Here is a 12,966-nt window from a genome sequence, read left to right as displayed (position 1 = left end):
AAGGAGCGCAGGCTACCCCATGGAACTCAGACAATACGCGAACATCATCTGGCGGTGGCTATGGCTTATCCTGCTTTGTACGATCCTCGCCGGCGGCACGGCATACTGGGTCAGCCGCAACAGTACCCCTATTTACCAAGCCTCCGTGACCCTGCTGATCAATGAGGCGCAAAACCCCGATCTGAACGATTACACCGCGATCCTCACCAGCGAGCGGCTGGCACGCACATATGCCGAGCTGCTGAAGACCCGTCCCGTGCTGGAGCAGGTGATCGAGCGGCTTGGCCTGCCCATGGAGGCCAACGAGCTGGCAAAGGAGATCTCCGTGCAGCCGGTGCGGGACACCCAGCTCATCCGCCTCAGTGTGGAGAGCCCGAACCCAGAGCTGGCGGCCGAGATCGCCAACATGATCCCGGTCATCTTCGCGGAGCGCAACGAGCGCATGCAACTGGGACGGTTCGCCAGCTCCAAGGAGAACCTGGCGCGTGAGATCGAGGCGATCCAACAGGACATCGCAAAAACCCAGGAGGCCATCACCCGCCTGGGCACGCCGGAGACCCCGGCACAACAGGCTGAACTCGATCGGCTCCAGAGCGCGCTGACGCAATATCGCAACAGCTACTCCAACCTGCTGCAAAGCTACGAGGAGATCCGCCTGGCGGAGGCCCGCTCCATCAACAACATCGTCATCTCAGAGCCCGCGGAGGTGCCCACCTACCCGGTGCGGCCGCGCGTCCTGCTCAACACCCTCCTGGCCGCCATCGTAGGAGCCATGCTCGCCATCGGCGGCGTCTTCCTCATCGAGTACCTGGACGACACGATCAAGACGCCCGACGACGTCTCCCAGATCCTGGGGCTGCCTACACTTGGCGCCATCGCTCGCATCCGCACCGATGGCCGAGCGCAACAGCTCATCACGCACAGCGAGCCGAAATCCCCCATCTCCGAGGCCTACCGCACCCTGCGCACCAACATCCAGTTCTCCAGCGTCGATCGCCCCATCCGCACGCTCCTGGTGACCAGCTCCAGCCCCAGCGAGGGCAAGAGCACGACCGCGGCGAACCTGGCCGTGGTCATGGCCCAGACAGGGCAGCGCGTGATCCTGATCGATACCGACCTGCGGCGTCCTATCCTGCATAAGTTCTTCGGCCTGCCCAACGCCGCGGGCCTGACGACCTCCCTGCTCACCGGGGCGGATCCCATCCTGGACGGCTATCTGCAGCCCACCGAGGTCGAAAACCTGTGGGTCCTCACCAGCGGCCCGACGCCTCCCAACCCGTCGGAGCTGTTGGGGTCCCAGCGCATGCAGGACGTGATCCAGCGCCTCCAACAGGAGGCCGACATCCTCGTCTTCGATAGCCCTCCCGCCCTGGCGGTGACCGACGCGGCCGTGCTGGCCCGCCAGCTCGACGGCGTGCTCCTGGTCATCGACGCCGGGGAGACGCGTCAGCCGCTGGCGCAACGCGCATGCCAGGAGCTGACCAACGTGGGCGCTCACATCCTGGGCGTCGCGCTGAACAAGCTCGCAACGGGACGATCCGGCTACTACTATTATTACTACTACTATTATTACTACTCCGAGAGCGAGAACGGCTACCGACGGCGGCGGAGCCTGCAGGCCGATGGGCGAGGGTGGCGCAGCATCGCGACACGGTGGTTCCGCAAACCGCCCTCACGGCCGGAGAAACAAAGAGAGTAGTCAGCTTGGATCACAACCCGGATCACGAATCTCCGTTTCCTTTCACCATCTCGTCGGCGGCCGGCCAGGCAGTAAGAGCCGGCCGCTTCTGGTTCGGCCTGATCCTGAGCGGCGGAGCGCTTTACCTGGCCCTGAGAACGGTCGATATCGGGCAGGTAACCCGGGCTCTAGGCGACATCCACCCGGCCTGGGCGGGCCTCGCCATCATCTCCGTGGTCGCCACCGTCGGGGCCAAGGCCGCCCGCTGGCGGGGGCTCTATCCAGAGGAGGGCGAGCGTCCCAGCCTGGCGGCACTGACGCCCGCCCTGCTAATCGGCATGATGGTGAACCTGCTGATCCCCGCCCGGCTGGGGGAACTCGCCCGCATCTACGCCCTGGAGCGCCTGGAGGGGCACAGCAAGGCCCTCTCCCTCAGCACCATCGCCATAGAGAAGTGGGCCGACCTGATCCTGCTATTCGTCACCTTCAGCGGCCTCCTCCTCACGATCGCATGGCCCTCCTGGCTGGTCGCGTGGGGACGAGGGCTCGCCACGCTCGCCGTGGGGCTCACCCTGGCCCTCATCGGCGCCCTCGTGTTCCTGGAGCGCGCGCAGCCCCTCATCCAGAGGGGGCTCGATCGCCTCCCCAGCCGCTGGGGAACCCCTCTCAGCCGGGGATGGGAGGCCGCCCACGCCGGGCTGGCGGCCCTTCACTCCGCCCCTCAGATGGGCGCCCTGCTGGGATGGACGATCCTCGTCTGGCTGCTGTCCGCAGGCACGAACCTGTTGCTCCTGCGAGCGCTGAACCTGCCCCCCTCACCGCTCATCGCCATCGCCCTGCTGGTGATCCTGCAGGCAGGCAGTGCGCTCCCCTCCTCGCCTGCCAAGATCGGCATCTTCCACTACCTGGCCATGGTGGGACTGGGGCTATTCGGCATCCCACGGGAGCACGCGCTGGCCTTCGCCGTGTGGTTGCATCTGATCGTGGTGGTGCAGCTCATCATCCTGGGCGTCATCAGCCTGATGTGGGTCAGTCTGCAATCCCATCGGACGCCGGTCTCGCGCCTGGAGGCCTGAGGATGGTCACCATCGTGGTCCCGGCATACAACGCCAGCCGTACTCTGAGACGATGCCTGCAGGCGCTACATCGCCAAGACATCCCCGCCGAAACCTACGAGATCATCGTGGTCGACGACGGCTCGACCGACGACACGACCGAGATCGCCAGGGCCATGGGCGCCCGAACGATCCGAATCCCGCACAGCGGGCCCGCCGCGGCCCGCAACGCAGGGCTGGAGGCGGCGCAAGGCGACCTCATCCTCTTCACGGACGCCGACTGCGAGCCGACGCCCCATTGGGCCCGTAGTCTGTTGGAGGCGCTGGCGGACCCAGGCGTGGTCGGCGCCAAGGGCACGTACCTGACCCGCCAGCGGGAGCTCATCGCCCGCTTCGTCCAGGTGGAGTACGAGGAGCGCTACGCGCGCATGGCCGGCCGCGAGCGCATCGACTTCATCGACACGTACTCGGCCGGGTACCGCCGCGCGGTCCTCCTGGAGAACGGGGGGTTCGACACGACCTTTCAGGCCCCCACCGTGGAGGATCAGGAGCTCTCATTCCGCCTGGCCTCTAAAGGGTATCGCCTGGTCTTCGTCCCCCAGGCACAGGTGTACCACCAACACGTAACCTCCATCCCAGCCTACTTCCGGCGCAAGTACCATATCGGTTATTGGAAGGCGTTGATGCTACGCTGGCTGCCTGAGAAGGCGATGAGCGACTCGCATACCCCGCAGGCGCTGAAGGTCCAGATTGTCACGCTCGGACTGGGCGGGCTGGGGCTGGCCGGGGCGATCCTCTGGCCGCCGCTCGGGTGGATAGCCCTGCTCTCGTTCGGGCTGTTCGCGTTCAGCGCCATCCCCTTCCTCCGCCACGCCTGGCGTCGAGATCGCGCCGTATCCCTGATCGCGCTGCCCATGCTGCTGGTGCGGGCGGCGGCGCTGGGCGCTGGCCTGGCCGTGGGCACCATTCGCTTCGCCGGCTACACCGGGCCCCAGCGTCCGGCCATCGCCGGATCGCAACGGATCATCAAGCGGCTCATGGACATCGTCGGCGCCCTGGCAGGCCTGATCCTCACCCTGCCGCTCCTCCCGATCCTGGCGCTGGCGATCCGACTGGACTCGCCCGGCCCCATCTTCTACACCCAGGTGCGCGTGGGTGAGCACGGACGCCCCTTTCGCATGATCAAGCTGCGCACCATGTACGCGGAGGCGGAGCGGAGCGCGCCCCAACCGGAAAACCCGGAGGAGCTGGACCGGGTCGTGATCAAGGACGCCCCGGACCCCCGCGTCACGCGCGTCGGGCGCTGGCTACGCCGCTGGAGCCTGGACGAGATCCCCCAATTCATCAACGTGCTGAAGGGAGAGATGAGCCTGGTTGGACCACGCCCGGAGGAGGCCCGACTGGTACGCCTCTACACGGACGAGCAGCGACGGCGGCTGGCGGTGAAGCCGGGCATGACCGGCCCCATGCAGGTGAACGGCCGCGGCCGTCTCAGCCTGAGCGAACGCCTGGCGTTGGAGCTGGACTACATCGATCACTACTCGCTACGACGCGATCTGGCCATCCTCTGGCGGACGATCTTCGCCGTGTGGCGAGGGGATGGAGCCTTGTAGCGTCAATGAGATCGCCTCTCGTGCTGAAAGGATAACCTTCTCTCCCTTACGCTTTTTACAAAATCTTCTGGGTTTTGCACTGGACAATCCTAATGAAATCTGCTATACTTGGCACGACTTCATCAAACTTGAAATGAGCATAACGCCGGTATGGAGTACCGGTATCGGTGGGGAAGGGGGGTGGTCGCTCGCCGTTCTGTATATCCTCCCGGCAAACACTCCATTATCCCGATCATCACCCTAGCTATCTTCCATGACAGTACCCTAGCTTCGAGGTCAGAAAGGAGAAAGGAGAATGCTCCGACGCGCTTCTATCCTCATCACGGCAGTGATCCTCATCATCTTAGCGCTCTCCTCGTTCGGTGGTGCGTGGGCAGCCCCCTGGATGCAGGGCACAAGCACCAGCGTCCCGGGGAATATCACGCCACCCACCCAGGGCGACACGGTGGTTCGAGGGCAATTGGATACCCGTTGCGCCAACGTGACCGTCTACATCTACTCGGGCAGTGGGCCCGATGGCGTGCTGCTGGGTACAGGTCTTGTAGACCAAGACGGCAACTTCGTCGTCAACCTGCTCCGTCCGATCGAGCTGGATGAGACGATCACCATCTACGCGGAATGCGCCGAAGGCGTGTTCACGTGGGATACCTTCCAGGCTCCCCCCATCATCCCCGAGCCGACCACGATCCTGATGCTGGGCAGCGGCCTGGCCGGTCTGGCTGGCTACGCGGGGTTGCGGATGCGGGCACGCCGCAAGTAATGTTGGCCAAGAGGTGAGTGCTACTAAACGGGCAACCCCGATTTCTACCGATTTCGAAATATAAAAACGCGATGTGGGGCGCCGGCGCGCGGGGTGCCCCACATTTGCTTTGTCATCACCACTTCTTCATCGAGGTAAGTCCTATGCGTCAGATGGCTCTGACGCTTCTCTTATTGGGAACGATTCTGGGATTTCTCGTCGGCGGAGGGACTCCCGCCCTCGCCGACACAGGCACACAGCAAGGCACGCTTTATCCATCCGCCAACGAGCGTTTCGGCTTCGGCGTCGTCACCGACATCGGTCGATTCGACGTGGGGAAGCTGCACGCGGGATGGTATGTGAATTGGGGTTCCACCTCCCGCACCAGGAACCCGGCCGGCCTGGAATATGTGCAGATCATCCGGCTGTGCGATAGCCAGTACCGATCGTGTAACACTCCCTATTCCCCGTACGGCGACGCTCTGGTCGAGACGGTCCGCAACAACCCGGGCACTCTGTGGCTCATCGGCAACGAGCCCGATCGCATCTACACCCAGGACAGCGTACACCCCACCGTCTACGCCCAGCTCTACCATGAACTTTACTACCTGATCAAGAGCATCGATCCGACGGCCCGGATCGCGAACGGCGGCATCGTCCAGGCCACGCCGCTACGCATGAAGTGGCTGAACATGGTGTGGGACGAATACCAGCGCCTGTACGGGGAGACGATGCCCGTCGACGTGTGGAACATCCACACCTTCGTGTTGCGAGAGCTGAAGCCGGGTCTGCCCCTGGAGGAGGTGTTGCAGTGCGCCCCGCCGGGCGCACGCGAGCTCGGAGCCTGGGGAGCGGACATCCCGCCGGGCATCGATGCCAACTGTGGGCTGTGGATCGAGATCAGCGACCTGGACCGTATGGACCTGCTACAGGATCAGGTCCTGCGCTTCCGACGTTGGATGCGCAACCACGGACAACGTAAAAAGGAACTGATCGTCTCCGAGTACGGGATCCTGTTCAACGAGGAGCTGGGCTACGACTTCGAGCGTGTGCGGAATTACATGTACAACACCTTCAATTACTTCCTGAACGCGCGAGACAGCGAACTGGGCATGCCAGACGACGATAATCGGCTGGTGCAACGTTGGGCCTGGTATAGCCTGGACGACAACAGCTTCGGCTGGGGGACGACCTGGGGAGCCCTCTTTGACCCGGACACCGGCCAGATCACCCCCATGGGAGAGGCGTATGCGGCCTACACCGCCCCGCTCGTCACCCCCTATGTCGACCTGGAACCTGTGTCCCTGACCTACCGGGTCCTGGAGTCCCCCATCTGGGCCATCGAGCCCACCCAACTCGAGTTACGAGGCACGGTGACGAATTGGGGGAACACCGTCGCAGACCTGTTCCGGGTGCGATTCTGGGATGGCCCGGTGGGCACGGGAACCCTCATCAAGGAGAAGAGCATACCCGGCGTGCCTAGCCGCTACCAGGGCAACGCCTCTGCCGTCATCACATGGTCCCGGGCGAACGTGCAGGGGGCCACGATATCCTTCCAGGTGGATGCGCGCCGGGAGATCGAGGAGCCCAACGAGGACAACAACACGCTCTCTACCACTGTGGATCTGCCCCTGGATCTGGCTATCACCACTCCCAGCGCCGGCGCGCTGCCGCCCCTCACGCCCACGGGGGCTCCCATCGACGTCCCCGTGCGCGTCCGGATCCAAAGCCTCGGCGGACGCGGCAGCGACACCGGGTTCACCGTGGAGTTCTGGCATGGCGATCCGCAGGGCGGAGGCACGATGATCGACATCGTCGAGAAGCAGCCGGGATCCGACGCGACGGCGGAGATCGTATGGCGGAACCTCTCGCCGGGATATTACCAGGTGTATGCCCGGCTGGTGGGCGTAGAGGGTGACGTCAACCCGGACAACAACACGGCCATCGGCGATGTCTTCGTGGGAGTCACGCGACAGTTCTTCCCTCTGGCGGTTGTCCGTCGATAACCTGTGAGGCTGTGATATGATCAAGGCGAGAGAGCTTGTAAGCACGGGTGCTGCGCTGTTGATCCTGATCCTGCTCGCGACGATCGGCCCCGGCGCGCCGGCCTGGGCTCAGCCGGGCGTCCCCGCGCAAACGGTTCCCACGCCTACGCCGACCAAGCAACACAAGCCGGAACCTCTGCCCACTGCGACGCCCGCAAACCCCACGCCTACGCCCACGGACACGCCTATCCCCTCATCCCCGGAGACATCGCCCATGCCCGCCGCGCCGGTCGCGATCCCCCGAGGGGACATGAACGTGCGCGAGGGCCCCAGCACGGAGCGAGCGATCATCGGGACCGCGAACGCAGGGCAGCCCTATCCTATCCTCGGGCAGAATGCCGAGGGAGACTGGTGGGCCATCGAGTATGAAGGACGCACGGGCTGGCTCTACGCGCCTTTGACCCAAACGCAAGGGGACATCTCGGCGATCCCCGTCCTCACCGAGGCCCCGCCGCCGACGCCCACACCCACGCCCACGGACACGCCGCAGCCCCTCCCCGAACTGGCGTTGGACCTCATAACGGATCCGCCCTGGGCCATTCCCGGCCGTGAGGTGGCCTTCCAGCTTACCATAAGCAACACAGGTGCCATCGACGCCGAAGGCGTCACGGTACGTGATGAGCTTCCGCCCGTGATCACCCCGGGGGAGGTCCAGGCACCCCAGGGGACATCGGAGCAGACAGGGCAGATCGTAGAGATCGCTCTAGGCACCGTGGCCGCGGGCTCCTCGGTCGAGCTCACCATCATGGGGATCGTCGCACCCGATGCGCCTCCCGGTGAGATCATCGACAACATCATCGAGGTCGCCACCACAGAGGGGCTCCGCCTGTCCACTGGGGTCAGCATCCCCCTCCCGCCGGCCTATCTCCCGCCTACCGGCGCTCATGTGCCCACATCGCGATGCAAGTGACACGCGGCCGCCCCAGATCCATCACCCGCTTGTGGCCCCTCGGGCCAGCGCTCATCGCCTTCGCCGTCTACCGGGCCACGCTGGCGCCGGACCTGACCTGGGCCCACAACGGCGCCGACGGCGGCGATCTGTTGACCGCTGCACTGACCGGCGGCGTTCCCCATCCCCCCGGCTATCCCACCTACATGCTCCTCCTGCGGGGGATGCTCGCGTTGCCAGGCGGCCCTCCTGCCTTCCTGGGCAATCTCTTCTCCGCGCTCACCACCAGCCTCGCGCTCGTCTTCATCGCGCTGGCCGGTGAGCGATCCCTGCGAGAGGCCCAAGCGCCTCAAGCGATCGCACGCCCCCTTGCAGCGATCGTGGCCTTGCTCATCGGCTTCGCCCCCACCCTATGGTCCCAGGCGGTCATCACGGAGGTCTACGGGCTCCACGCGCTCTTCACGGCCGCCCTCATCTACTTGGCGCTCCGTCTAGGAGGCGGTGTCGTGCGCGGCAGACAGGGACTTGCGGTGGGGCTGCTGTTCGGCCTGGGTCTGGGGAATCACCTCTCGCTGGCGTTGCTCATCCCGGGGATGTTCGCATATATCCGGCTGAGCGGGACGCGCCTGACCCGACGCGCCCTCATGGGGCTCCTCATCGGCTGCGCGATCGGCCTGTTGACGTATCTGTACCTGCCATGGGCCGCTCATCGGGATCCGCCGGTGAACTGGGGGAACCCTCGTGATCTCCCCCGGCTCTGGTGGCTGGTCTCCGGACAGGCATATCGCCCCCTCGTCTTCGCCTTCCCCCTCGCCTGGCTTCCGTGGCGGCTATCCGGCTGGGCAGCCCTCCTGCTGCAGAACCTGACGCTCCCCGGGCTGGCACTGGCGCTGTTTGGGCTGTGGTGGGCGGAGGCGAACCACCGCGGCCTGCTGAGCATGACGATCCTGAACGTCGCCGTGTTCAGCGTATACGCGCTGGGCTACAGCACGGCGGACTCCTACGTCTACCTGAGCCCCGTGTACCTCTCGCTGGCGCCCGCGATCGCGCTGGGCGCCTGGGTGACGGGGGCCGAGGCGATCCAATGGGTCCGAGAGCGCTGGCCGGGCCGATCTCGCGCGGTCGCCGGGGCCCTTCTGTTCGCGCTCGCCCTGCTGCCGGCCGGGCAGGTGTGGATGCACTGGGCGGCCGAAGATCTGGGGGAAGATCGAGAGGCCGTGGACTTCGGGCGACAGGCGCTGGCCACGGCCCAGGATGATGCTCTCATCATCACGGCCACCGATCAGCCGACGTTCTCCCTGTGGTATTTCCGCTACGGCCTGGGCCTGCGCCCCGACGTGGCCATCCTCAACGCCAACCTGTACGCCTTTGACTGGTACCGGGAAACGGTGGCAAGATGGCATCCCGACGTGGTGCTGGTCGGGGGGCGATCCACCCCGCCCGATTTCGGCGCGCTGGTGGATGAAAACGTGCGCGTCCGGCCGGTCTACCTGGCGGAGCTGATGGTGGATCCGCTCACCCGCTACAGCGCCATCCGCAAGGGTCCACTGTATTTGCTGAAACCGCACACCCCGTAGGGCTGTACTGATGACACGCTCTCTGCCATCACGACGAGGCACACCTTATCGCCGATTCCTGATCCTGGCGCTCACGAGTATCATCCTGATCTCCCTCGGCTGGGCCGGGTTCAAGGCTTATCGCGTCTACACCCACGCCCGGGCCATATGGGCCACCGCTCAACAGCTGAAGTCGACGGCTCGCCAGGCGCTCGCACAGCCTCAGGACCCGGCGCAGTGGAAAGATCTGCCTCCGCTTCTGGGCACCATGGAGGCCGAGCTCACCAGCCTGCGGGACGAGATCGAGCCCTTTTTCCCGCTCATGCGGCGCCTGGAGCCGCTGCCCCGCTATGGCTATGAGATCAGCATCGCCCCCGATCTGCTGGAGGCGGGGATCGCGTTGGTCAGCGCCGGCCGTATCGGGGCGGAACAGGCGCTGCCCATGCTGGAAGCGCTGAGGCGGCCGGGCGATTCCCCAGGCGACGCCGCGCAGGTCGACATCCTGGCGCGGGTGTTGCCCTATCTGGAGGCCGGAGCGCCGGCCTGGCGCTCGGTGGGAGCCCATCTGGACCAGGCCAGCGCGGCGCTCCAACGGGTCGATCCGGGACGCCTCCCCCCCGTCTGGGGAGATCGCCTGCGACGGGGCCGGGATCTTCTCGCCGCGGGACGGCCCTTGGTGGATCTCCTGCCCCACCTGCCAGACCTCCTGGGCGCCCAGGGCGAGCGGGCCTACCTGATCATCGCCCAGAACAGCGACGAGCTACGGGCCACCGGCGGGTTCATCAGCGGGGCCGGATTGGTTCGCCTGATCGACGGACGGATCGTGGATCTCACGTTCCGGGACAGCTACGCCGTCGACAATCTGGACCAGCCCCACCCACCCGCGCCGGAGCCGTTACGCCGCTACATGGGCGCCGAACTCCTCTTCCTGCGGGACGCCAACTGGTCCCCGGATTTCCCCACCAGCGCTCGCATCATGCAGACGCTGTACGAGCTGGATCAGGGCGTGGCTACCCACGGCGTCATCGCCTTCGACCTGATCGCCGTGCAGGAGCTCGTCGGCGCGCTGGAGCCACTCCACGTCCCCGGTGCCGAGAAACCCCTCACGAGGAAGAACGTCCTGTCCCAGATCAAGGCGGCCTGGGAACAGCCGGCCGAGGGACTGACCATTGAGCAAGATTCCAGGGAATGGTGGCGGCGGCGAAAGGACTTCATGCCCGCCCTCGTGCAGGCGGCCGTCCAGCGGCTGAGCGGTGGAGACGTGGATCTCCAACGGCTGGGATACGCGTTTTGGAAGGCGGCCCGTGAGAAGCACATCCTGATCTACGTGAACCACCCGGAGGCCCAGGCGGTGATCACGACGTTGGGATGGGACGGCGGCCTGCACCCGGGAGAGCAGGACTATCTGGCCGTGTTCGACACGAACGTGGGATATAACAAGGTCAACGCGGTCGTCGCCCGTCAGATGGACTACGCCGTCACCTGGCAAGAGAACGGCTGGACCGCCCGGCTGACGCTCACCTACACGCATCCCGTCCAGATCGAGCTGCCCTCTTGTGTCCACCGGCCGGAGTACGGCCGCACATATGCAGACATGACACGCCGCTGTTATTGGAACTACCTGCGCGTGTACGTGCCAGACGGCTCCCGGCTGCTGGAGGCGGAAGGATTGGACCCGGGGAGCGTGCAGGAGGAACCTGGCGAGAAGGAAACGTGGGAGATCGCCGGATATTTCGTGATGAAGCCGGGGACGGCGCATGTCGTACGGCTCATATATCGGCTGCCCGAGGGGGTCGTCACGCGGGATGCCTACCGACTCATGGTTCAGAAGCAACCCGGCACCCCCGCGTGGCCATTCCGACTCACGTTCGCCGGCCCTCCGGGCAGTATCTGGCAGCTGGAACCGGACACACAGGGGACGGAAATCCGGCAGGAGGAGGCCTTACGGCACGATCGCCTCTGGGAGATCCGCCGCGTGGACCTGTTGCCCCCTGGCGAACGCGATCAACAAACAGAGCGTTAGCGGGGGGAGGAAGGCAAGGCACGCGACGGTGCGACGAGGCGATGATAGACGAACAGCAGAGCCAGGGAGCCGATGTTGGCGATGCCGGCGACCAAGAAGGGCAATCCGGAGGCGATCTCGAACAGCGCCCCGCTGGCCATCGACCCGATGATCATGGCGAGGTTCCACCACAAATGGATGAATCCCAAGACGCGCCCGCGCTCCTCCGGGACGGTGGCCAGAGCGACAAGGCTGGGCAACAGGGTCGACAGCGACCACGCAGCGGCGATGCCCACGGTCCCAAAAGTGAACACGACCCACAGGCTGGAAGATCGGAGCCCGATGCCGAGCATGCTGGCGAGCAGCGCGGCAAAGGTCATCGCCGTCGCCGGGATGGGGTTCCACCGGTCCGCGGCATATCCCACGACGGCCTGAGCGAGGGAGGCCGCTATCCAGCTGATCGTGGCGTACCAGGCGATGATCGTCTTGCTGGCCCCGGCGGCGTCCAGCAGCAAGGGGATCAGGACCAGCATGATCGCATAGTAGAACGTGGGCAGGAAGCGCAGCGTGGCCAGAATCAGCACGGTGGGACGAGGGGCGATATCGCCATAGCCGAAGAAGCGACTCAGGCCGGGAGCCTGCGTCCGGTGCTCCACGGGGGAGCGTGGCAAGACGAATTGGTTGAGCGCCACCGTGCCAATGGAGAACACGACCAACACTCTGGCAAAGACGCCATAGTCCCAACGATCGAGGATCCAGCCCGCGATAGGGCTGCTGAGCACGCCGCCGAGCGTATAGCCCCAGTTGTACAAAGCCGAGGTCAGGCCGAGAAACTGGGGGGCAGCAGTGTCCATCAGATAACTCTGCCCGCCCAGGGTGTGCAAGCCCTGCCCAAACCCGCCGATGATCCATAGAAGTCCGATCCAACCCGGCGAAAGGACGAGAAACGCGAAGCTGGACACCAGATAGCCCACGTTCCCCAATAGCAGCGTCCATTTCCGCCCCACCGAGTCGCTCAGGGTGCCACCGACCAGGGACGCGATCAACCCCGCCACCTGCCTGGCGGCGACGATGTTGGCGATCACAATGGTGGAGTGGCCCAAGTCCTTCAGGTAAAGCGGGAAAAAGGTGAGATGCGGGGCGAGGATCATGCCCCCCATCAGTTGAAGCGTCAGCAGGACGACAATAGGGCGCCCGAGGGTTCGCAAAAAGGATTTATAGTCGATCTCGTTGGGTTGTGCCATGTTTACACGCGTGACTTTCGATGTGGATTATTGAGCGTGATCTCGCCAGTGGTCTCCCTCATGGGCGTTGCCGGGGCAGGGACGATTCATGAGTCGCCCCATTCGCATCAACTGAACAGCGTGGGTGAGCCCCCCGCCTGTTGCT

At 65.1% G+C, this 12,966-nt stretch carries 9 protein-coding genes; 8 read left to right on the top strand and 1 reads right to left on the bottom strand.

The window, feature by feature from the left end:
* Window positions 1-19: 19 nt before the first annotated feature.
* The 8 genes from GXP39_07675 to GXP39_07640 all read left to right on the top strand — a co-directional run bounded on the left by GXP39_07675 (window position 20) and on the right by GXP39_07640 (window position 11,598).
* The gene (locus GXP39_07675) at window positions 20-1,699 is read left to right on the top strand and encodes a polysaccharide biosynthesis tyrosine autokinase (protein ID NOZ27916.1); all 1,680 of its coding nucleotides are present in this window, start codon (window positions 20-22) and stop codon (window positions 1,697-1,699) included.
* Between the two features lie 5 nt (window positions 1,700-1,704).
* On the top strand, window positions 1,705-2,754 hold the full coding sequence (locus GXP39_07670; GenBank protein ID NOZ27915.1) for a flippase-like domain-containing protein: 1,050 nt from the start codon (window positions 1,705-1,707) through the stop codon (window positions 2,752-2,754).
* 2 nt (window positions 2,755-2,756) lie between these two features.
* On the top strand, window positions 2,757-4,346 hold the full coding sequence (locus GXP39_07665) for a glycosyltransferase (GenBank protein NOZ27914.1): 1,590 nt from the start codon (window positions 2,757-2,759) through the stop codon (window positions 4,344-4,346).
* 295 nt (window positions 4,347-4,641) lie between these two features.
* Window positions 4,642-5,106 carry a PEP-CTERM sorting domain-containing protein gene (locus GXP39_07660; GenBank protein ID NOZ27913.1) on the top strand — a complete coding sequence of 155 codons (465 nt, stop codon included), beginning with the start codon at window positions 4,642-4,644 and terminating at the stop codon, window positions 5,104-5,106.
* Between the two features lie 143 nt (window positions 5,107-5,249).
* Window positions 5,250-7,091: a hypothetical protein gene (locus GXP39_07655; GenBank protein NOZ27912.1), complete on the top strand. Its 1,842-nt coding sequence runs from the start codon at window positions 5,250-5,252 to the stop codon at window positions 7,089-7,091.
* 16 nt (window positions 7,092-7,107) lie between these two features.
* Entirely contained in the window at window positions 7,108-8,040 is a 933-nt protein-coding gene (locus GXP39_07650; protein NOZ27911.1) for a DUF11 domain-containing protein, read from the top strand.
* A complete protein-coding gene (locus GXP39_07645) occupies window positions 8,031-9,596 on the top strand; it encodes a DUF2723 domain-containing protein (GenBank protein NOZ27910.1) in 1,566 nt (521 codons plus the stop codon). The genes GXP39_07650 and GXP39_07645 overlap by 10 nt, the downstream gene beginning before the upstream one ends.
* A 10-nt stretch (window positions 9,597-9,606) precedes the next feature.
* The gene (locus GXP39_07640) at window positions 9,607-11,598 is read left to right on the top strand and encodes a DUF4012 domain-containing protein (protein NOZ27909.1); all 1,992 of its coding nucleotides are present in this window, start codon (window positions 9,607-9,609) and stop codon (window positions 11,596-11,598) included.
* Here GXP39_07640 and GXP39_07635 read toward each other — a convergent pair.
* Window positions 11,595-12,821: an MFS transporter gene (locus tag GXP39_07635; GenBank protein ID NOZ27908.1), complete on the bottom strand. Its 1,227-nt coding sequence runs from the start codon at window positions 12,819-12,821 to the stop codon at window positions 11,595-11,597. The genes GXP39_07640 and GXP39_07635 overlap by 4 nt on opposite strands.
* Between the last annotated feature and the right edge of the window lie 145 nt (window positions 12,822-12,966).

The sequence above is a fragment of the Chloroflexota bacterium genome (assembly GCA_013152435.1).
GTDB lineage: Bacteria > Chloroflexota > Anaerolineae > DUEN01 > DUEN01 > DUEN01.
The sequence above is the reverse complement of the archived record's forward strand: the minus strand, read 5'-3'. Positions and strand labels throughout refer to the sequence as shown.

Excerpts from the sequence above, each read along its gene's own strand:
- GXP39_07675 (NOZ27916.1), top strand. The coding sequence starts at position 20 with ATGGAACTCAGACAATACGCGAACATCATCTGGCGGTGGCTATGGCTT.
- GXP39_07665 (NOZ27914.1), top strand. The coding sequence starts at position 2,757 with ATGGTCACCATCGTGGTCCCGGCATACAACGCCAGCCGTACTCTGAGA.
- GXP39_07660 (NOZ27913.1), top strand. The coding sequence starts at position 4,642 with ATGCTCCGACGCGCTTCTATCCTCATCACGGCAGTGATCCTCATCATC.
- GXP39_07655 (NOZ27912.1), top strand. The coding sequence starts at position 5,250 with ATGCGTCAGATGGCTCTGACGCTTCTCTTATTGGGAACGATTCTGGGA.
- GXP39_07650 (NOZ27911.1), top strand. The coding sequence starts at position 7,108 with ATGATCAAGGCGAGAGAGCTTGTAAGCACGGGTGCTGCGCTGTTGATC.
- GXP39_07645 (NOZ27910.1), top strand. The coding sequence starts at position 8,031 with ATGCAAGTGACACGCGGCCGCCCCAGATCCATCACCCGCTTGTGGCCC.
- GXP39_07640 (NOZ27909.1), top strand. The coding sequence starts at position 9,607 with ATGACACGCTCTCTGCCATCACGACGAGGCACACCTTATCGCCGATTC.
- GXP39_07635 (NOZ27908.1), bottom strand. The coding sequence starts at position 12,821 with ATGGCACAACCCAACGAGATCGACTATAAATCCTTTTTGCGAACCCTC.